Below are 18,482 nucleotides of genomic sequence, written 5' to 3'. Positions count from 1 at the left end.
GGAAGAAAAAAGAGGTGATAAAGAGTGGAGAGAAAAAAACAATGGCTGATTTATGCCATGCTCACTCTTGCAACCGCAACTTGGGGAAGTGCGTTTATCGCAGGTAAATTAGCGATTGAAAGCTTCGAGCCTTCAACGATTGCCTTTTTACGATTTTTAGGTGCAGCTATTCTACTTTTTCCAATTATGTGGCTGCTTGAGAAAAATAGACCAAAGCCAACAAAGAAAGACTGGGGCATGTTTGCCTTACTCGGTTTAACAGGAATTGCGATCTATAATATTTGTTTCTTTCTAGCAAGTAAGCACGCCCCTGTGATTAAGAGTTCCCTTTTTATTGCGGCCAATCCGATGTTAATCGTTTTGCTCTCAGGTGTATTCTTAAAAGAACAGATTACAAAAAAACAAATTATAGGGCTTATTCTTGCTCTAAGTGGCGTTGTTTTAATCGTGACCGAAGGAAACATTCAAATCATTACTCAATTTCAATTTGAACCCATTGACCTCATTTTATTAGTGGCCGTTATTAGTTGGGCACTCTATAGTGTGCTAGGAAGAGTCGTCTTAAAAAAATACAGTCCGATTGTATCGACTACTTATGCTGTTGCCTTTGGGACCCTCTTTTTACTCCCTTTTTCACTAGCTGAACAGCCTTGGGATGCAATTTTACATGCGAGTCCGACAGCATGGTTATCGATTGCTCATATGAGTGTGTTAGTAACAGTGGTTAGTTTTATTATGTACTACTACGGGATCCAACAAATCGGTGCTGCTAAAGCGTCTATATTCATAAATGTGATGCCTGTGTCTGCCGTTATCATGGCGACGTTATTTTTAGGAGAGACTTTCACTTCATCAGCAATGGTTGGTGCGCTACTTGTATTAAGCGGAGTCTATGTAGGGACGTATGTGCGTAAAGTGAGACCAAAAAAGCTAAGGAATGCAAGTTAACGGCTAAAGTGTTAAAATGTTTGGCATGAGATCGAGGTGAGGCAGTAATGATGAAAGAAAAATGGACAATAGATCAGATTGAAAAGTGGTTAATACAGGTTGATGAGGATGCCAAGCAATTTCAAGAGGCAACCGCGCTTCAATTAATTAAACAACTAAAAGAGGAAGAAGCTACTCAACAGACCGATGCAATGACGTCAGAACTGTATGCAAGACTTGCGGCAAAAAGAATGGAACGAGTGGAGTCTGCTCATGATCATTTAGTGATGGAGTGGATGAATCAAGCTATTTCATTCAATCCAACAAATGAAATCGCCCATACCGTTCGATTGAAAAAGATCTTAATGGAATGCAGACAACTGCCGATTCCTACCAAGTTTCCACCTATACGTGAAACGGACCATGGCAGTGCTAAGAAAAAAACAGCCGAATTGTACCATGAGCTAGCTACACAATTTTTTGAGTTGGATGAAAAAATGCTCGATCATTTTTCAGATGCTGAACAATCCATTAAATACACAAAGGAACCGCCATACGAATCCTTAATTTTAACGTTGCAGCAAACCTATGCTGCCTTCCGTGAGCCTTTTTCTGTTATTGAATCTGCTACTAAGGAATATGCGAATTCGTTAACAGGGATCTATTATTCTGCGGCCCAGTTTAAGCAAATTCATCATGCGGTGTTACAGATTGAATCGGCTAAAAAGGAATGGGAAAGTCAGCTTGAATCTTTTGCGCCTGAAAAGAAGTCACAAACGGCGCTTGAAGAGCTCGATTCCATGATCGGCTTAGAAGATGTTAAAAAGAGGATCGCTAAGCTTTATCAGTTTCTGCAATATCAAAAGGCAAGAAAAGAACAAGGTTTTCGTTTTAAAGACGAACTGAGCCTACATATGATTTTAACCGGTAATCCTGGCACAGGTAAAACTCGATTAGCTAGGCTTATCGCCACTATTTACCATGAACTTGGCTTGCTCGAGCGACCTGAGGTGTACGAAGTCGATCGTTCTCAATTAGTCGGAGGCTATATCGGTCAAACAGAGGAACAAACGACTCAAGCGATCGAAAGAGCTCTAGGGGGAGTCTTGTTTATCGATGAAGCTTATAGCTTAAAGCGTGCTGGTCAAACAACACAAGATTACGGGCAAGCCGCTATTGATACACTTGTCTCTGCTATGACGAGTGAAAAATATCAAGGGAAATTTGCTGTCATATTAGCAGGATATCCTGTGGAAATGAGAAATTTTCTTCGAGCCAATCCTGGCCTTCGTAGTCGTTTTCCAGATCAAAACCATGTGCATATTGAAAACTACTCAACAAGCGAGCTGATTGAGATGGCTAAGCAAGTGGCAATTGATAATGATTACGTTATAACTGAAGGGGCAATTGCCACTCTTAAAGAGCGAATTGAGCAGCAGCAAGTAGATGAGTCATTTGGAAATGGGCGAACGGTTAAAAACATTGTGCTAGATGCCATTTTTCAAAAAGGGGCATCCGTCTCACTCGATCAGGCAAATTCCAATGACTTCTTATTACTAGAAGCGTGGGATTTTGAAGCTAAGGAAAAGAATGAAAGCGTAGATGAGGCGAACCCAATTGAGCAGCTCGATGAACTTGTTGGACTAAGTGATGCAAAGAAAGAAATTGAGCGGTTAACTTCGTTTGTAAAGGTTCAACAGCTAAGACGGGACCACGATTTAGAGACAAGTCCACTTGAGCTACATGCGATTTTTAGTGGGAATCCAGGCACTGGAAAGACAACTGTGGCTAGAATTTATGCCAAAGCACTTCATCAATTAGGTCTACTTAAACGAGGACATGTTGTGGAAGTCAGTCGAGCAGACCTTGTTGCAGGTTATGTAGGCCAAACAGCCATTAAAACAAAAGAAAAAATTGTAGATGCACTTGGTGGTGTTCTTTTCATTGATGAAGCTTATTCACTAAGCTCTAGCGGGGAAAATGACTTTGGAAAAGAAGCATTAGCAACCATCGTACAAGAAATGACAATTCATAAAGAAAATCTAGTAATTATCATGGCAGGCTACAAAGATGAGATGCAACAATTATTATCGATTAACCCTGGCTTACGCTCACGCTTTAAAAATACCGTTCCATTTCGAGATTTCACCGGAGATCAATTAAGAGAAATGATGACAATGAGAGCAGACCAACTAGGGTATACGTTTGAAGGTGATGCACAAGCGATGCTTCATACTATAGTTCCCAGTGAAGGGCATCCAGGTAATGGGAGGTATGTAGCGGGGTTACTCGATTCACTCATTCAAGCTCAAGCAAGTCGCTTAATGGAAGAAGATACACGACAGATGAATAAAGAGATGTTACAAACAATTACACGTGAAGATATAGATGTTGTGCAAAATATGGAGGGGTAGAGAATGTTCATTTCAGAAACGAATGTTGAAGTAAGGTATGCAGAAACGGATCAAATGGGTATTGTCCATCATTCAAATTACGTCATTTGGTTTGAGTTAGGGAGAACACGTCTTATTAAGGAAATTGGCTTTAACTATGCACAGATGGAATCAGAGGGGATCTTATCGCCTGTGATGGACATCCAAGTATCCTATAAGCACCCGGCAACGTACGGGGAAGAAGTAACGGTGAAGACTTGGGTAGAACGCTATGACGGGATTCGGGTCGTGTATGGATATGAAATTATAAATGAAGCAGGGCAGACATGTGTCACCGGTGAAAGTACACATTGCTGTGTCAAAAAGGATTCATTTAGACCGATTTCCATCAAACGACAACTTCCTGTTTGGCATGAAGCGTACGAAAAAATAAAAAAATCATAAATCCTCGTATGAAATAATTGTGGGCTTCCATACTAAGGGACGTACCACATCTTATTTTGCGGAGGGATTTTTGATGGCAAAACCAGATAATCGTGCAGACAATGTTGAAAAATTACAGCAAATGAAAGAAAACACTCAGCATAATATCGAAGCTGCTGAGGAATCAATGGCGAACACAGATATGAAGGATGAGCAGAAGCAACAAATTAAAGAGAAGAACGCTCATCGTCAAGAGAGTATTGAAGCATTCGATGCTGAAATGAAAGATGAAGCACAAGCTAGAGAAAATGGCTACAAATAAGTCGTTGGAGAGTGAGGCAGATGCCTTGCTCTTTTTTCGTTTCTATCATTTTCTTATCAATTTCCATAAACGGACAAAAGTTGCTTATTCGTCAGTAAAACTAGACGAATTGCTACAAGATCTCTTAAAGGGTCCATTTCATTTTTGTGGAATCTATTGATAAAGAAAATCATGGAAGGGAAAGATGTATGATGAAGAATAATCAAAATGAAATGAATTGGAAAAAATTCTCGTATGTCGTCAAACAAATGCAATCAGATAACCCAGATGTTCGGGAGCTCGCTGTGCAATCATTAGATAGAATGGTTGAATCTGAAGTGACTGGGTCTCAATTGAAACTAACCGATTCAAGCTCCACACCTTCCACGTCAAAAAAAGATGATGTTATGCATAAAATTCGCTTACTACAAAAGGATAAAGAAAAAAAGCAAGTTAGAAGAAAAAAATGGTTTGCCGTGATATGATAAGGTAAACAAGAGCAAATGAGGTGTTAGCAAGTTGGCATTTGGGATTACAAGGAAAGAGCTAAAAGCATGGAAACAAAAGGCTGATCGGGGCGAGATTGCGTTTTTAACTCACTACTGGATTGATGATCGATTTCCGGGATGGACATCTGTTACCAAAGTCGCTTGTTCAGATATGAAAAAGCTAGTAAGCTGGGGTAGGAATTATGGCTTGAAGCCTGAGTGGCTTGATTGTCATGATCGCTACCCTCATTTTGATTTGGTCGGTCAAACCCAATATGAGATTCTAAAAAAAGAGGGAATGCTTAAACAGCTTTCTCGTTTTCGTGTTTTAGACAAACTTTAAGTTTGAGATATTGGTATAATAGGAATACTTACTATAGAAGTAAATGAGGAGGGGTTATCATGGCTACTATTCAACAACAAGTCCAAGAAGAACTACATACAAAGCCAAGCATTGATCCGAAAGAAGAAATTAAAACAAGGGTTCAATTTCTTAAAGATTACTTAGTGAAATCAAACACAAAAGGATATGTTCTTGGGATCTCTGGAGGCCAGGATTCTACGTTAGCTGGTAAATTAGCTCAAATAGCAGTAGATGAGCTGAATGCTGAATCTAATAATTCGACCTATCAATTTATTGCGGTGAGATTGCCGTACGGTATTCAGCATGATGAAGATGATGCGAATCTTGCGATGGAGTTTATCGATCCGAGTGTGTCGAAGTCGGTTAATATTAAAGCAGCTGTTGATGCGAGTGAAGCAGCCTTCAACGAAGCTACTGGTCAAGAAATGACTGATTTCAACAAAGGAAACACGAAAGCACGCGAACGTATGAAAGTTCAATTTGATTTAGCTGCTCATTATGGGTGTCTAGTTATTGGAACGGACCATGGTGCAGAAGCAATCACAGGATTCTTCACAAAATATGGAGACGGCGCTTGTGATGTTGCCCCGTTGTTCGGATTAAACAAGCGACAAGGAAAAGAACTTCTAAAAACATTAGAAGCTCCAGAACGACTCTATGTTAAAGTTCCAACTGCGGACTTAGAAGATGATAAGCCAGGTCTTCCTGATGAAGAAGCATTAGGAATGACGTATGATAATCTAGATGATTATTTAGAAGGTAAAGAGGTAGAGGCTTCTATTGTAGAAAAGATTGAGGCTAGATACCGTATGACGGAACATAAACGTCAATTACCTGTTACGATCTTTGATAGCTGGTGGAGATAAGAAAAGTCATGAAACTTTTCACTCCAGCATATCGTATAAAGGTTGTTAAAGAATGAAATGAACACCGGTTGAGGAGAGGAAAGCTTGATGAAAGGCAAATTTGTATTATTAGCGGCATTGTTGATCCTACTTGTTTTAGTAGGGGGTTACTCATTTAGTAGTATACCTACCTCTAGCTTAGATGGACAAGAAAGCATGGGTAGTGTTGAACGCGGGGAACAAACAAAAGAAATCAATGGATTAAAAATGACTGTAAACAACGTTCGAACAGAACCAATTGAAAATAACGATAATCATTACGTGATCATTGACTTAACTCTTGAAAATGTAGGATCAAATGTTCAGGAATTCACCTTATTTAAAGTGACCTTGGTTGATTCAGAAGGCTATGCCTATTCACACTCTTCAAGAGTTGAAACAAAAGGTATATTAGGTGGACAACTTCACCCGGAACGTAAAAACCGCGGGGAAATTGGCTTTGAGGTTCCTGTTGAACAAGAGTATGAGTTGGTGTATACGGATCATCTAAGAACAGGCCAAGTAACTTGGCCAATTACTTTAGACGAATAAAAGGAGCTGTACAGTAGATGGCAATAAATAAAGATAGTGATCTCCATATGCACTCTACTGCATCAGATGGAAACTATTCTCCAGACGATTTGATGAAAAAATGTTACGATGTCGGACTGAAAATCGTTGCTCTAACAGATCATGATACGGTTCAAGGGGTTCCTAATGCAATAGAAGTAGGACGTTCCTTAGGGTTAACCGTTATTCCTGGTATTGAGCTTTCGACGAAAATTCAGGGTAGAAGCGTTCACATTCTCGGTTATGGGATTGAGTATGAGAATTCTGAAATGCTAGCGTTTCTTGGTGAACAACAGCAATATCGAAGCGAACGATTGAATCAGATGATAAATAAATTATCCAAGTCTGGCGTGAAGCTAACTCGTACCGATGTGCTTAAGCATGTTGATGGCGGAAGCATTGGACGACCTCATGTGGCAAAAGCAATGATTGATGCGGGGTATGTCGATTCTGTTAGTGAAGCATTTGATCAATTTCTAGCCGAAGGGAAACCTGGATTCGTCGAAAAGCAAAAAGAGATGACGGTCAAAGAGGCCATTGACTTTATCCATCGCTATAATGGGGTTGCCGTTGTGGCACATGCCGATTATTACGGATTAGACGAGGAAATTGAGTCATGGGTGCGCGAGTGGGGCTTAGATGGAATTGAGGTATTCCATCGCGATCATAACGCCGAAACGGTTCAACGGTACTTAACGTTAGTGAATCAAATTGAGGCGAATACAGGAGCAGAATTGTTGCTTACAGGTGGATCTGATTTTCACGATGAAGAATACGGTCGTGTACCAGAACCGCTCGGTGTCACAAGGTTAGCAGATCAATATGCTGAAATTCTTCTTCAGCGAATAAGTAAAAGCGACTCTTAGTGAGTCGCTTTTTTTAGGTTGAACGCTCCTTCTTCCCGAAAATCTCAATCCCACTTAATGCTTGATTCGCAAGTTGGTCGGCTTCTTTGTTATCCTTACGTTCAATCTGTACATACTGAACTTCAAGCTTCATTTTTTCCTTCAAGTCGTCTATTTTATCTAACCATAAACGATAGTTTTCTTCATAGCTAGGCCATTCTCCAGAAGCTTGGTTGACGGCTACTTGTGAATCTGAGTAGAGAGTAATCGTTTGGTGTCTAACCTCATTTTCCTCTAATAATTGCATCGCTACATGCATCGCCGCAAGCTCTGCTTCGTTGTTATCTGTTATGTATTCAATTTGTTCATTTCGACGGATTCGCCATTTTTTCTGATGTTGGGTAAAATAGATGACAATACCCAATCCAGCTAATTTCGTGTTTTTATCGTAACCACCATCTACATAGACACTGACATCTTGTGGTTCCGTTTCATGGATTTTCGATAGTTTATCTAGTTCTTTCTTTGTCCAACTACGATCTTGTTGATCGAAGTACTCAATCGATTTTAATCGTCCACTCTTTTCTAAGTCAGATGATAGAAGAAGAACGTCGTTAAGAGTCATAAACTCTGACTGCATAAAAAAGGTGCGATTTCCTTTAGGTATACGGTAGATCCACTCAATTCGAATTTTCATCATCTAACATCTCCTTAAATGATTGATTAACATTGAATTTTGTGATAATTTAAAACAATCGTTATAATTTTAGTTTAACAGTTTATTTTAATGAAGGATATCTCTTTATCATTTAGTGATTAAAGAAAAGGAGCGCCGAGATCTATGCCTATCAAGATTCCAGATCACCTACCTGCAAAAGAAGTACTGAACGCTGAGAACATTTTTGTAATGGATGAGAGCCGTGCCTACTCACAGGATATCAGACCATTGAAAATTATCATATTGAATTTGATGCCGATTAAAGAGACGACCGAAACGCAATTATTACGCTTATTGGGAAACACGCCCCTGCAAGTAGATGTATCTTTTTTATATCCAGATACCCATGTTTCAAAAAATACACCACAAGAGCATCTTCGTTCATTTTATAAAACATTTGAAGAGATTCAGTCAAAGAAATTTGACGGAATGATTATCACAGGTGCTCCAATTGAGAAGCTTGAATTTGAACAAGTTGATTACTGGGATGAACTCAAGCGGATTATGGATTGGAGCGTGACAAACGTTACATCCACTCTACATATTTGTTGGGGTGCACAAGCTGGCTTGTATCATCATTATGGCGTAAGAAAGTACGAGCTGGAGCAGAAATTGTTTGGCGTTTTTACCCATAGTATTGAACAACCAAATGTAAAGTTAATGCGTGGCTTTGATGATGAATTTTTAGCTCCCCACTCCAGACACACAGACATTCTTCCTGATGAGATCGAAAAGGTCCCTGACCTTGATATCTTAAGTATGTCAAAAGAGGCGGGCGTTTATTTAGTGGCAGCTAAAAATGGCAAACAAATCTTTGTAACAGGTCACTCAGAATATGATACATGTACATTAGAAGATGAGTATAGACGAGATGTGGAAAGAGGTCTTGATATCTCTTTGCCTGAAAATTATTTTCCACAAAATAATGCAGAGGCTGCGCCAAAACTAAGATGGCGTGCACATTCGAATTTACTTTTTTCCAACTGGCTTAACTACTATGTATACCAAGAGACACCTTATGATTTAAGTGAGTATTAAGACGGGAAAAACCTACGCTTAGTAGGTTTTTCTTTTTCTGTTTTATGAATGTGTGAAGAGAGATGAGACTTCTAGTTGGTGTTTATCTATCAACCACACACAAAAGTAGTCAACAAACTGGGCATCCCATTGAGTCCCTTTTCCTTATTGTAGAATCGTTAAGGCCTTCTCATGATGAGAACGTACTCCAGGTATTAGTTTCCCCATCAATTCATTCATCTGAGTAATAATCGGATGCCCGGACAGTAAAGCAACCCTCCTGGACTTGTTTCATTTTCGAATGCAGTTGATTTAAAGGCTGTTGCAAATCGAAAACAAAAGTCTTGCCCCATACAAAGATAATCCGCACCCTACTAGTAAAACAAGCATAGACCAAATCCAATAGATCTCGATTAGTAAGGCATCTCCCTGACTAAGTCGCATCTGTGTAGCCAAACTAAAAAGAAGTAAAGGGAAGGCGCCAAATAACAATGCACTTAATTGAAATTTTGTTTTTAAAGAAACTAATGTTTCCCCTTCTAATGTGAGTTCTTGGTTATACCGTTGGAGCGCTTCTTGTTGAACATGATCTAAAAGTGGGAAAATAGCACTAGATGTATGATAGTACTCAATCATGGCGTGCATACCAGCAATTAAGATTGCACAAACTAACCCATATAAAATGTATTCATAAGGGATATGAAGCAGCTCAATTTCAATAAAAGTCGTAAGTAAGATTGCAGGCACACTAATGCCAATTAAATGAGGTCCAAGAATTCGATATCCAGTCAATTTAGGAAAACGATGAATCTGATAATAGGCTGCTTTCAATTCTTGAAATGTAGGCTTTTCAGTTAAGAAAATATGCTTGATAGGCTTCGTATGGCGTCTAAAAAATAAAACTCAATGGAGATCATCGTTAAAAAAGAAAGGAAGACAACAACCCCTATAGGAAGAATATCCCGTGCTGCTAAAGAAAGGGTCGTTGGTATTAATACAACGCCTACGCCGATAACTACTATTAGAGAGCCGAACAGATAATAGATCCCTACATTCTTTACGAAATTTTTATAAACAGACAACTAGTGGTCCCCCTTTATAACTGACACGTCGCAGGTCAATATACCTACTATATTATGTTTTAAAAGCGAGTGAAACAACACAAAGATTAATTAAGATGAGGGATGGGATATGAAAAGGGAACATTTTTTGAAATCGGTTGTGTATTTAAAGGAGACGGATCTATATTACGAACGGTATTTTGCACGAAAAGAAAAGCGAGGTACATTAGTCTTTATTCATGGATTTGTTTCTTCTAGCTATAGTTTTCGTTACTTAATTCCTTATATCACCAAGCATTATGAAGTTCTTTGTATGGATCTACCAGGGTTTGGTCGGAGTGGGAAGCAAGGGAAGTTTTGTTACTCCTTTCAAAGTTATGCAGACCTTGTCATCTCATTAATGGAATTGTTTCAATTAAAAAATGTCACGATTGTAGGTCATTCAATGGGTGGGCAAGTCGCCTTATATACTGCGAGAACAAAGCCAAGCTTAATTTCTTCTATTATTTTGTTATCAAGTTCTGGTTACTTAAAGAGAGTAAAAAGACGGTTTATTTATGCCTCTTACTTTCCATTTGCCAAACGAGCGATGCGTTGGTGGATAGCGAAGCGAAATGTGCAGCAAATGTTTACCCAAGTTGTTCATGATAAAAAAGCGATCACTCAAGAGGCGATCGAAGAATATAGTTTACCCCTTGCAGATCCCCATTTTTGTGATGGGCTGGTTGGGTTAATGAGAACAAGAGAAGGTGATCTTGGTAGAGAGGAATTGCAAACAATTACTCAGCCTTGTTTGATTTTATGGGGGGATGAAGATCGGATTATTCCTGAGAGAATCGGGAGGCGGCTAGCACAAGACTTACCCCATGCAGAATTTTTTTGTTTTACAAAAACTGGTCATTTACTATCAGAGGAACGTCCTAAGGATGTGGCAAGAAAGATCCTTGCTTTTTTAAAGGATCGATCAAGCTCATAAAACTAGCGAATCTCTCTTAAATCACTTCTATTTTAAATATGGTATAATTATCAAAGTAGAAGGTGTTTTTGGGGGTGAGCATATTGGATCCATTAGACGTCATGATGAATAAAGATCGAGTTGTACCATACTTCCAAGCGATTGTAAGTGCCGATAAACAATTAGTAGTTGGCTATGAAGTGCTCGCTAGATTTCAAACTGAAAATGGAGTCGAGAGCTTGGGATGGTTCTTTCAAGATAAAACGATACCAGATGAGTATCGTTTCGAAATACAGGAACATCTACAAGAACTTGCAATCACTAAGTATTTACAGTCGAATCAAGCAAGTATATTATTTTTCAACAATGATATTGATCTTTTATTAAAAGATGATGGCGAGAGCCTCTTAGAGTCATTGAACCCTTTCTTAAAACAAGGATTAAGAGAAGATCAAATCGTGATTGAATTTAAAGAAGAAGAAATTCTCGATAAAGTGGAAGAGTGTAAACATCTGCTAGCCTACCTTCAGAGCCTAGGGATTCGAATTGCGATTGATAATGTAGGACAATCAAATAGTAATCTAGAGCGGATTGCGATGCTCTCACCGAATATTGTGAAAGTAGATACCGGCTTTTTAGAAAATAATTCATTACCACATCTCTATCGTGAGGTGCATCATTCTCTTCGTATGCTATCGAGAAAAATTGGGGCTACTTTGTTATTTGAAGGTGTGTCAACGTTCAATCAGTTAAATTATGCTTGGCGCAATGGAGGCCGTTATTATCAAGGCTTTTATATGGGTATGCCAAAAGCTGACTTTATCGAAGAAGACTCATGCAAAGAAAGACTTCAAAAAGAGTTTCAGCATTTTATTACCTTTGAGCGTAAGAAAATGGAAGCTCAATTAACGTTAACTAATGATTTAAGTTTACAAATTAAACAGACAATGAAACGAATTGAAGCAGATGATACATATGATGAAGTGGTTACAAAAATCGCTGAAGATTGTAGCGATTATGCGTTTCGGATTTATGTATGCAATCAAGATGGCTTTCAACTTTCTTCTAACATTGAAAAAGATCCAAATGGCCACTGGTCGTTATTAAAAGAGGGACGCTATAAAAACTGGAGTTGGCGCCCATATTTCCTTGAAAACATTGTTCGAATGAATGTTGAAAAAAGAGGGATTTTATCTGATCTGTATGCTGATATTGAAAAGGAAGAACATATAAGAACTTATTCTTATCCGATCTCTGATGATGCTTTTGTCTTTGTCGATATTCCATACACGTTTTTATTTGAACAAAATAACTTATTATAAACAGGTAAAATGGAGCATATGTCTCCATTTTATTTTTGTTTACAAAAATAAGGTTTAATTACTAAAAATTTAGGTTATAGTTCTCTAACATTGGAGAATATACTCTCCCAAATTAAAGGAGGACTAAACGTACATGGCATTAGAAAAAGAACTCCAGCAATTACGGGAACAACGTTGTGAAGATGGATGTTTAACAATCTACTTAAACACGGATCAATCAAGTACAGACCAGAAAAAAGGGGAATGGAAGATCCGCTTAAAAAATGGTCTAAGTAAACTTGAAGAGTATATTCAAGCAAGTAATGACGAGGAGCTTGCCTCCTATAAAAAGCTGAAAAAAATTGCATTTAAGGAAATTCCGGATATGCAAACGACTTTAACACGAAGTCTCGTATTTCTAGGTTCATCAACAGGCGAGTGGCAAATTAAACAATTGAATGTTCCAGTAGAAAATGAATTTAGATGGGAAAAGCATCCTGCTATTGAACAATTAGAAAAAATTCAGACTGATTTTCCAAAGGTAGGGGTGCTTGTCGTGCAGAAGCTTGATGTTCTGGCTATTGAGACCAGTCTAGGAGAAGTTAATCAAGAATTTACGTATAGCTGGGACATTGATGATGAGGATTGGAAAGAATATGAGGGAACAGCTTCTACGGACCGTACAGCTTCTAGTGCAACGCATAAAGACCAGTATGACCAACGTTTTGAAGCAAACCAACAACGCTGGTTCAAGCAACTGGCTCAAGTTATTCAGAAGAAAGCGAAGCGAGCTGGCTGGGATACGATTTATTTATCAGGTTCAAATGAGGCTGTTGCTGAATTTGAGAAACATTTAACCTATCGTAATGTAAAAGTCATTCATAAGAATTTTACGAAAGCTAAGGGACATGAAATTATCGGAGAAGTGCTAGCCTCTTAGAAAAAGAGTCATAACGTTTTAAAGGAGTGTTAATTATGAAAGAATATAGTGTCGTACCAAACAAGGATAGCTCAGCATGGATGGTGAAGATCGAAGACATTTCACCGGTTCATTCTTATAATACAAAGATGGAAGCGATCGATAAAGCAAAAGAACTAGCCGTGGAAGAAAAACCGAGTAAAATATCTCTATATGATGGCAATCAAGAATTAGAGGAAGTTTTAACATTTACATCTTAACCCTTCATGCAGCTTCTCTTCCAAAGAGAAGCTGTATTTATTTTGTGTTGAGACTAGACTGAAAATAGTGATATTTCCTTTTGCACTAGTAAATGACAATCAATGGGAGTATTCTATTAAAGGAATGATAGTGTTAGGAGAGGGTTAGATGGAGTATCGGTCAGTGTATCGGTTAATGGCCTATTTGTTTTTTGCCTACTCGACAATGACGATTGTGATGAGTTATATACCGTTGTATTTCCAAGCAGATGGTCTCAGTGGAAATCAAGTAGGAATATTAATGGCGATAGGTCCATTTGCCACAATTATTGCCCAACCGTTTTGGGGTTATATGAGTGATAAGTACAAAACAATAAAGCGAATGATCATCATTAGTGCATGTGGAGTCGTTGTAGCTACGTTCAGCTTTATGTTTATGAGTCAATTTTATGGCTATCTTGTGATGATGTTTATCTTGTTTCTATTCTTGTCTCCATTAACAGCTCTAGGAGATAGCTTGTCACAAAAAACGGCCACGTTAAAAAGTGTGAGCTTTGGTCGTATAAGAATGTGGGGATCACTTGGATTTGCTACGACATCCTTACTTACCGGCTATGTATTACTAGTTATCGGCGTCGATCACTTAATGATTCCGATGCTGATAATGGCTACTTTAGCATTAATTATGGCTTTATCGATTAAGGATGTTAAAGGTACAAACAAGCCAGTGACCATCATCAGTGCGCTAAAAATAGGTCTAGATCGTAAATTGATGTTATTTTTATTATTTGTCGTTTTCATTTCGATTACCCACCGAGCGAATGATAGTTATCTAGGCTTATATATTGTGGACCTTGGCGGTGTTGAATCGTTAATTGGCTGGGCATGGTTTATCGGAGTCTCGGCAGAAGCGCTCGTTTTTGCTACAAGTCCGCTATGGTTTAAGAAGTGGCAACCACTAACGTTTGTCACAGTAGCCGGTTTTATATATAGCATCAGGTGGTTACTTATGGGATTAGCAACGGCACCATGGATGATCCTACCTTTACAACTGGCTCATGGCGTTACGTTTGGAATGTTTTACATTGCTGGGTTTCAATTTGTGAATAAATTAATTCCTGAACACCTTCAAGCAACCGGGCATGTTCTCTTTATTACCACATTCTTCGGATTGTCTGGGATCTTTGGTTCGTTGTTTGGAGGATGGATGATTGATGGATTTGGTCTAGAGGCTCTCTATTATTGTCTTACAGTAAGTGCTCTTGTTGGTGCAGTTGGGTTAATGGTATTTAAGTTTATGAATGATCGAACACCAACTATAGCGAAATAGTGGAAACAACTCGATTGTGAGTTGTTTTTCTTTTTTGTAGATGTTTTACAACGAGCAGTCAATCTTATACACTGATAAGAAGAAATAAGGAGTGGGGGTGAAATGAATGAATGAATGTTGTTTTAACCGCACGAGGTGAAACGTATTTAAGTCAATTAGATCGATCGAAAAAATCAGTACGTATTGTTGCACGGGATACATATGAGTGAAGTACGATGATAGAGTTTTACCTCGCTCTGGATGAGCGAGGCAAAGAAGATGTAGAAATTAACGTCAATGGAATTTCGTTTATTTACGACCAAAAAGCAGAAGAAGAAATTGGTGATTACTTAAAAGTGGATGTTGTTCCTTCACAAGGAATCAAATTAATTAATGCCAATCAAACACTCGCTTATGGTCTGACTATGAAAAAAGTGTAATCATTACTTTTTAATGAATAAGGCACTCATTTGCTTAACAAGTGGGGAAACTTGTTTAACAATAGGTGAGACTTGTTGCACGGTTTTAACTACTTGGTCTACTGTTTGAAACGTTCTTCCTACATCAAAACTTCCATCTTCTCCAGTGAAGGCAGACTTCATTAATGAAGGTTTCTTAGGGCTCCATGACTGTGGTTGCCCAAATCCTTGATAACCTGGTGGAATGGAAGGTTCTTGTTTCCATCCTCGTTTTTTAGGCTTAGGCTGATGATGCATATAATTCATATGGCCATTGGGAGGACTATGATAAGGCTGGTAATAAGGCATATGATGGTGGGGAGATGGCCATTGTGGATTTGGCTGATACATAATGATTCCTCCTATTGAATATCAATTCTTTGGTGGGTGATCGGAATACGAATAGAAAGCAAACCGTTCTTGTAATGGGCAATCACATTCGATTGGGATAGATGAAAGCCTAGTGGGATAAATCGTTCTCGAATACGAATGGATTGCTGCCTTTCTTCTGTCCGGGTCTTGTCTTCTTGAATGAGTAATTCTTCTTGTTCACACACTTTTATATGAATGCCTTGGTTATAGACATCGAGTGAAATTTGCTTTCGATCTACACCCGGCAATTCAGCTTCAATCAATACTTGTGATCGTTGATTGCTCACTCTGATAGGGATGGTTTGGGAAAATAATGGGTGATCAACCAGTCTTTCATGGGTTTGTTGGAAGAAGTCGTCGATCGATTTTAAGATGTCCTGATAGCCTTGAGGGAGCTTTCTGGACCATGATTCTTTTTCAGACACTGAAAATCCCTCCTATAAATGCAAGTACTTACTAGTATATATATGAGATAAACACACAAAAGGTGAGTAGATAAGGAGGGGGAAGCTTGAGAATTATCGATACGCATTGTGATGCATTGTTAAAGCTATGGGAAAAACCATCAAGGTCCTTCTTTGATGATCCCGCGATAGAAGCGAATGCCAGCCGCCTTCAAGCTGGTCGTGTCGCTGCACAATGTTTTGCTATATTTGTGGAACCATTTATTAAAAGTGATCAAAAATTTCAAGCAGCATTAGAGCAAGCAGATCTTTTTCATGAAAAAGTACTACAAACACCGAACATGAGATGGGTTAAAAGCTGGTCTGATCTTGATTCAATCAAAGACAATGAAGTTGGGGCTATTTTAACGCTAGAAGGCTTAGATTCGATAGGGGATGATCTGACTAAATTACGAACTCTCTACAGGTTGGGAGTCTTATCAGTTGGATTGACATGGAACCAGGCAAATCTATGCGCGGATGGCATTGGCGAAGCGCGTGGGGCAGGGCTGACGACGTTAGGCAAAGAAGTAGTCCAGTTAAATAATGAGAACCTTGTGCTGACGGATGTGTCTCATCTAAGTGTCAAAGGATTTTGGGAAGTTATGGAGCTGGCTGACTACCCGATTGCTAGTCATTCGAATGCCCTTTCGCTTTGTGATCATCCTAGAAACTTAAACGATGAGCAAATCCAAACTCTCGTTAAAAAGGAAGGGTATATTGGAGTTGTATTTCACCCTCTTTTTGTAACAGGTAATGAAAAAGCGACCATTTCTGACTTGATCACTCATATTGATCACTTATGCAGTTTAGGTGCTAGAGACCATATTGGATTTGGATCGGATTTCGATGGGATCGCTGTACATATCGATCAACTTGAACATTCGGGCCAGTATGATCAATTAATCAATCAACTTCTCAAGTATTATCCTGAAGAGGTTGTCAAAGGCTTTGCTGGTGAAAACTTTAAACGAATGCTACCAAAATAGAATCAGAAGTTAAGGGATGAAAAATAGAGGCTGATGGAGTATACTAACAACGAAGTGAGGTGAAAGAGATGAATATTACAGATAGTGCAAGATCGTTTCTTGAAGAAACAATGGCTGAACACGGTTTAAAAACGATTCGTGTTGTTTTTGCAGGCATGGGCTGAGGAGGTCCTAAGCTTGGGCTAGCTCTGGATGAGCCGGCAGAATCTGATAAACGTGAAGTCATTAATGGCATTGATGTTGCTTTTGAAGAAGGAATTTATGATCAAGTGGCGACTCTAACGCTTGATATGCAGAAGACTGAACAAGGCGAAGGTCTTGTAATGGTTGGTGGCGGACAGGATTGCTGTTAAAGTAAAGACATTAATGAGTTCTAGTACCCATTAATGTCTTTTACTTATAGACTTAATAAATTTATTCAATTACATAATTTTTTAATATCTATTAAATGATCGATAGAAGGACCTACTATATCAAGGTTTAATCAGATTTTAATTTGACAAACTTTCATAATGGTCCTAAAGAGTAATAAATGTATAGGTCGATAAAAGCGTACAAGCATGTAGATTGGCTTGGATTATGTTACAATCATCACATGCTTTAAGATAAGAAAGGGGTTTACTTATGAAAAAGAAATTAGGACTTGGCATGGCGGCTATTGCTTTAGCTATCACGCTTGCAGCATGTGGAGACAACGAAGAGACAGAAGTCGAAACAGAACAACCAACAGAGGAAACAACTGATGAGGCAGCTGAACATCCAGAAACAGAAGAGCCAAGTGAGTTATCTTTAGATACAGAGGATATTCCAGAAGTAGTTGCAACTGTTAATGGAGAAGATATTAACAAAGACGATTACGTTAATGCGCTTGAATCACAAGCGATGATGTATTCTCAATTTGGCATTGATTTTAGTGATGAAGAAGGACAAGCAATGCTTGAAGAATTAAAAACTGTCATTCTTGACGGGTTAATTGACGACCGTTTATTAATTCAAGCTGCTGAAGATGTAGAAGTATCAGAAGAAGAAGTAAACGCTGAACTAGAAATGGCCATGCAACAAGCACAGATTGGTTCAGAAGAAGAACTTGAGCAATTGTTAGAAGAACAAGGCTTTACCGTTGATGACATTCGTGAAGACTTTGAGAGACAAATCAAAGTTCAAAAATACATTGAAGGCCAAACAGAAGCACCAGAGATCTCTGAAGAAGAACTTCAAACTGCTTATGATCAACAAGTAGAAATGGCAGAAGAAGCTGGCGCTGAAGAAATTCCTTCATTTGAAGAGCAACGTGATACCATTGAAGCTGAGTTAGTTCAAGAAGCTCAAATGGCACAACGTGATCAAATCGTTGCGGAACTACGTGAAGAGAGTGACATTGAAACAAACGTTTAATACGGATTTGGAAGAGTCTACAATACTGTAGGCTCTTCTTTTTGAAATAAATCTTGCTTACTCGTTCTTTTATCCTATACACTTACAATATAAAAAGTCATAGATTTACCT

24 protein-coding genes are annotated in these 18,482 nt (G+C 38.6%); 19 read left to right on the top strand and 5 right to left on the bottom strand.

Annotated features, from left to right (window positions below; genetic code table 11):
• The first annotated feature begins 24 nt into the window (after nt 1-24).
• From RYX56_RS05980 to RYX56_RS05940, 9 genes are all read left to right on the top strand, one after another.
• Nucleotides 25-948 carry a DMT family transporter gene (locus RYX56_RS05980; protein WP_317121150.1) on the top strand — a complete coding sequence of 308 codons (924 nt, stop codon included), beginning with the start codon at nt 25-27 and terminating at the stop codon, nt 946-948.
• A gap of 47 nt (nt 949-995) precedes the next feature.
• Nucleotides 996-3,341, top strand: coding sequence for an AAA family ATPase (locus RYX56_RS05975; RefSeq protein ID WP_317121149.1), 2,346 nt, complete (start codon nt 996-998; stop codon nt 3,339-3,341).
• A gap of 3 nt (nt 3,342-3,344) precedes the next feature.
• A complete protein-coding gene (locus tag RYX56_RS05970; RefSeq protein WP_317121148.1) occupies nt 3,345-3,764 on the top strand; it encodes an acyl-CoA thioesterase in 420 nt (139 codons plus the stop codon).
• Between the two features lie 73 nt (nt 3,765-3,837).
• A complete protein-coding gene (gene tlp / locus RYX56_RS05965; RefSeq protein ID WP_317121147.1) occupies nt 3,838-4,065 on the top strand; it encodes a small acid-soluble spore protein Tlp in 228 nt (75 codons plus the stop codon).
• A gap of 188 nt (nt 4,066-4,253) precedes the next feature.
• Nucleotides 4,254-4,529: a hypothetical protein gene (locus RYX56_RS05960; RefSeq protein WP_317121146.1), complete on the top strand. Its 276-nt coding sequence runs from the start codon at nt 4,254-4,256 to the stop codon at nt 4,527-4,529.
• Nucleotides 4,530-4,563: 34 nt separating this feature from the next.
• A complete protein-coding gene (locus RYX56_RS05955) occupies nt 4,564-4,875 on the top strand; it encodes a hypothetical protein (RefSeq protein WP_317121145.1) in 312 nt (103 codons plus the stop codon).
• A 59-nt stretch (nt 4,876-4,934) separates the two neighbouring features.
• The gene (nadE, locus tag RYX56_RS05950; RefSeq protein ID WP_317121144.1) at nt 4,935-5,762 is read left to right on the top strand and encodes an NAD(+) synthase; all 828 of its coding nucleotides are present in this window, start codon (nt 4,935-4,937) and stop codon (nt 5,760-5,762) included.
• An 87-nt stretch (nt 5,763-5,849) separates the two neighbouring features.
• A complete protein-coding gene (locus RYX56_RS05945) occupies nt 5,850-6,332 on the top strand; it encodes a DUF4352 domain-containing protein (RefSeq protein ID WP_317121315.1) in 483 nt (160 codons plus the stop codon).
• 17 nt (nt 6,333-6,349) lie between these two features.
• Nucleotides 6,350-7,216 (top strand): PHP domain-containing protein, encoded by an 867-nt coding sequence (locus RYX56_RS05940; protein WP_317121143.1) that lies wholly within the window; start codon nt 6,350-6,352, stop codon nt 7,214-7,216.
• A 13-nt stretch (nt 7,217-7,229) separates the two neighbouring features.
• Here RYX56_RS05940 and RYX56_RS05935 read toward each other — a convergent pair whose 3' ends face one another.
• Nucleotides 7,230-7,895 carry a reverse transcriptase-like protein gene (locus RYX56_RS05935; protein WP_317121142.1) on the bottom strand — a complete coding sequence of 222 codons (666 nt, stop codon included), beginning with the start codon at nt 7,893-7,895 and terminating at the stop codon, nt 7,230-7,232.
• A 141-nt stretch (nt 7,896-8,036) separates the two neighbouring features.
• Between RYX56_RS05935 and metA the strand changes: the two genes are divergently transcribed.
• The gene (gene metA, locus RYX56_RS05930) at nt 8,037-8,951 is read left to right on the top strand and encodes a homoserine O-acetyltransferase MetA (RefSeq protein WP_317121141.1); all 915 of its coding nucleotides are present in this window, start codon (nt 8,037-8,039) and stop codon (nt 8,949-8,951) included.
• Between the two features lie 291 nt (nt 8,952-9,242).
• Here the strand turns inward: metA and RYX56_RS05925 are convergent, their stop codons facing one another.
• Nucleotides 9,243-9,761 (bottom strand): hypothetical protein, encoded by a 519-nt coding sequence (locus RYX56_RS05925; RefSeq protein WP_317121140.1) that lies wholly within the window; start codon nt 9,759-9,761, stop codon nt 9,243-9,245.
• A gap of 23 nt (nt 9,762-9,784) precedes the next feature.
• Entirely contained in the window at nt 9,785-10,012 is a 228-nt protein-coding gene (locus tag RYX56_RS05920) for a hypothetical protein (protein ID WP_317121139.1), read from the bottom strand.
• A 109-nt stretch (nt 10,013-10,121) separates the two neighbouring features.
• Between RYX56_RS05920 and RYX56_RS05915 the strand changes: the two genes are divergently transcribed.
• The 6 genes from RYX56_RS05915 (at nt 10,122) to RYX56_RS05890 (ending at nt 15,154) form a co-directional block, all read left to right on the top strand.
• The gene (locus RYX56_RS05915; protein WP_317121138.1) at nt 10,122-10,967 is read left to right on the top strand and encodes an alpha/beta fold hydrolase; all 846 of its coding nucleotides are present in this window, start codon (nt 10,122-10,124) and stop codon (nt 10,965-10,967) included.
• Nucleotides 10,968-11,050: 83 nt separating this feature from the next.
• Nucleotides 11,051-12,268 (top strand): EAL domain-containing protein, encoded by a 1,218-nt coding sequence (locus RYX56_RS05910; protein ID WP_317121137.1) that lies wholly within the window; start codon nt 11,051-11,053, stop codon nt 12,266-12,268.
• 133 nt (nt 12,269-12,401) lie between these two features.
• On the top strand, nt 12,402-13,187 hold the full coding sequence (locus RYX56_RS05905; RefSeq protein ID WP_317121136.1) for a VLRF1 family aeRF1-type release factor: 786 nt from the start codon (nt 12,402-12,404) through the stop codon (nt 13,185-13,187).
• Nucleotides 13,188-13,222: 35 nt separating this feature from the next.
• Complete coding sequence (locus tag RYX56_RS05900) at nt 13,223-13,426, top strand: DUF2188 domain-containing protein (protein WP_317121135.1); 204 nt, start codon at nt 13,223-13,225, stop codon at nt 13,424-13,426.
• Between the two features lie 148 nt (nt 13,427-13,574).
• Nucleotides 13,575-14,735, top strand: coding sequence for an MFS transporter (locus RYX56_RS05895; protein ID WP_317121134.1), 1,161 nt, complete (start codon nt 13,575-13,577; stop codon nt 14,733-14,735).
• Nucleotides 14,736-14,950: 215 nt separating this feature from the next.
• The gene (locus RYX56_RS05890) at nt 14,951-15,154 is read left to right on the top strand and encodes a hypothetical protein (RefSeq protein WP_317121133.1); all 204 of its coding nucleotides are present in this window, start codon (nt 14,951-14,953) and stop codon (nt 15,152-15,154) included.
• A 3-nt stretch (nt 15,155-15,157) separates the two neighbouring features.
• Here the strand turns inward: RYX56_RS05890 and RYX56_RS05885 are convergent, their stop codons facing one another.
• Both RYX56_RS05885 and RYX56_RS05880 read right to left on the bottom strand, forming a co-directional pair.
• A complete protein-coding gene (locus RYX56_RS05885) occupies nt 15,158-15,523 on the bottom strand; it encodes a YppG family protein (protein WP_317121132.1) in 366 nt (121 codons plus the stop codon).
• 11 nt (nt 15,524-15,534) lie between these two features.
• On the bottom strand, nt 15,535-15,969 hold the full coding sequence (locus tag RYX56_RS05880; protein WP_317121131.1) for an Hsp20/alpha crystallin family protein: 435 nt from the start codon (nt 15,967-15,969) through the stop codon (nt 15,535-15,537).
• 86 nt (nt 15,970-16,055) lie between these two features.
• Here RYX56_RS05880 and RYX56_RS05875 point away from each other — a divergent pair, with 86 nt between their 5' ends.
• The 3 genes from RYX56_RS05875 (at nt 16,056) to RYX56_RS05870 (ending at nt 18,371) form a co-directional block, all read left to right on the top strand.
• Nucleotides 16,056-16,976: a dipeptidase gene (locus tag RYX56_RS05875; protein WP_317121130.1), complete on the top strand. Its 921-nt coding sequence runs from the start codon at nt 16,056-16,058 to the stop codon at nt 16,974-16,976.
• A 68-nt stretch (nt 16,977-17,044) separates the two neighbouring features.
• Nucleotides 17,045-17,329: an iron-sulfur cluster assembly accessory protein gene (locus RYX56_RS25805; protein WP_369293539.1), complete on the top strand. Its 285-nt coding sequence runs from the start codon at nt 17,045-17,047 to the stop codon at nt 17,327-17,329.
• A 271-nt stretch (nt 17,330-17,600) separates the two neighbouring features.
• On the top strand, nt 17,601-18,371 hold the full coding sequence (locus tag RYX56_RS05870; protein ID WP_317121129.1) for a SurA N-terminal domain-containing protein: 771 nt from the start codon (nt 17,601-17,603) through the stop codon (nt 18,369-18,371).
• Nucleotides 18,372-18,482: the final 111 nt, after the last annotated feature.

Source organism: Alkalihalophilus lindianensis (assembly GCF_032843265.1).
In the GTDB taxonomy this organism is placed as follows: Bacteria; Bacillota; Bacilli; order Bacillales; family Bacillaceae_D; genus Alkalihalophilus; species Alkalihalophilus lindianensis.
The sequence above is the reverse complement of the archived record's forward strand: the minus strand, read 5'-3'. Positions and strand labels throughout refer to the sequence as shown.

Coding starts and splice junctions, on each gene's coding strand:
- RYX56_RS05975 (WP_317121149.1), top strand. CDS start 996: ATGATGAAAGAAAAATGGACAATAGATCAGATTGAAAAGTGGTTAATA.
- RYX56_RS05970 (WP_317121148.1), top strand. CDS start 3,345: ATGTTCATTTCAGAAACGAATGTTGAAGTAAGGTATGCAGAAACGGAT.
- tlp (WP_317121147.1), top strand. CDS start 3,838: ATGGCAAAACCAGATAATCGTGCAGACAATGTTGAAAAATTACAGCAA.
- RYX56_RS05960 (WP_317121146.1), top strand. CDS start 4,254: ATGATGAAGAATAATCAAAATGAAATGAATTGGAAAAAATTCTCGTAT.
- nadE (WP_317121144.1), top strand. CDS start 4,935: ATGGCTACTATTCAACAACAAGTCCAAGAAGAACTACATACAAAGCCA.
- RYX56_RS05945 (WP_317121315.1), top strand. CDS start 5,850: ATGAAAGGCAAATTTGTATTATTAGCGGCATTGTTGATCCTACTTGTT.
- RYX56_RS05940 (WP_317121143.1), top strand. CDS start 6,350: ATGGCAATAAATAAAGATAGTGATCTCCATATGCACTCTACTGCATCA.
- RYX56_RS05935 (WP_317121142.1), bottom strand. CDS start 7,895: ATGATGAAAATTCGAATTGAGTGGATCTACCGTATACCTAAAGGAAAT.
- metA (WP_317121141.1), top strand. CDS start 8,037: ATGCCTATCAAGATTCCAGATCACCTACCTGCAAAAGAAGTACTGAAC.
- RYX56_RS05915 (WP_317121138.1), top strand. CDS start 10,122: ATGAAAAGGGAACATTTTTTGAAATCGGTTGTGTATTTAAAGGAGACG.
- RYX56_RS05905 (WP_317121136.1), top strand. CDS start 12,402: ATGGCATTAGAAAAAGAACTCCAGCAATTACGGGAACAACGTTGTGAA.
- RYX56_RS05900 (WP_317121135.1), top strand. CDS start 13,223: ATGAAAGAATATAGTGTCGTACCAAACAAGGATAGCTCAGCATGGATG.
- RYX56_RS05895 (WP_317121134.1), top strand. CDS start 13,575: ATGGAGTATCGGTCAGTGTATCGGTTAATGGCCTATTTGTTTTTTGCC.
- RYX56_RS05890 (WP_317121133.1), top strand. CDS start 14,951: ATGATAGAGTTTTACCTCGCTCTGGATGAGCGAGGCAAAGAAGATGTA.
- RYX56_RS05885 (WP_317121132.1), bottom strand. CDS start 15,523: ATGTATCAGCCAAATCCACAATGGCCATCTCCCCACCATCATATGCCT.
- RYX56_RS05870 (WP_317121129.1), top strand. CDS start 17,601: ATGAAAAAGAAATTAGGACTTGGCATGGCGGCTATTGCTTTAGCTATC.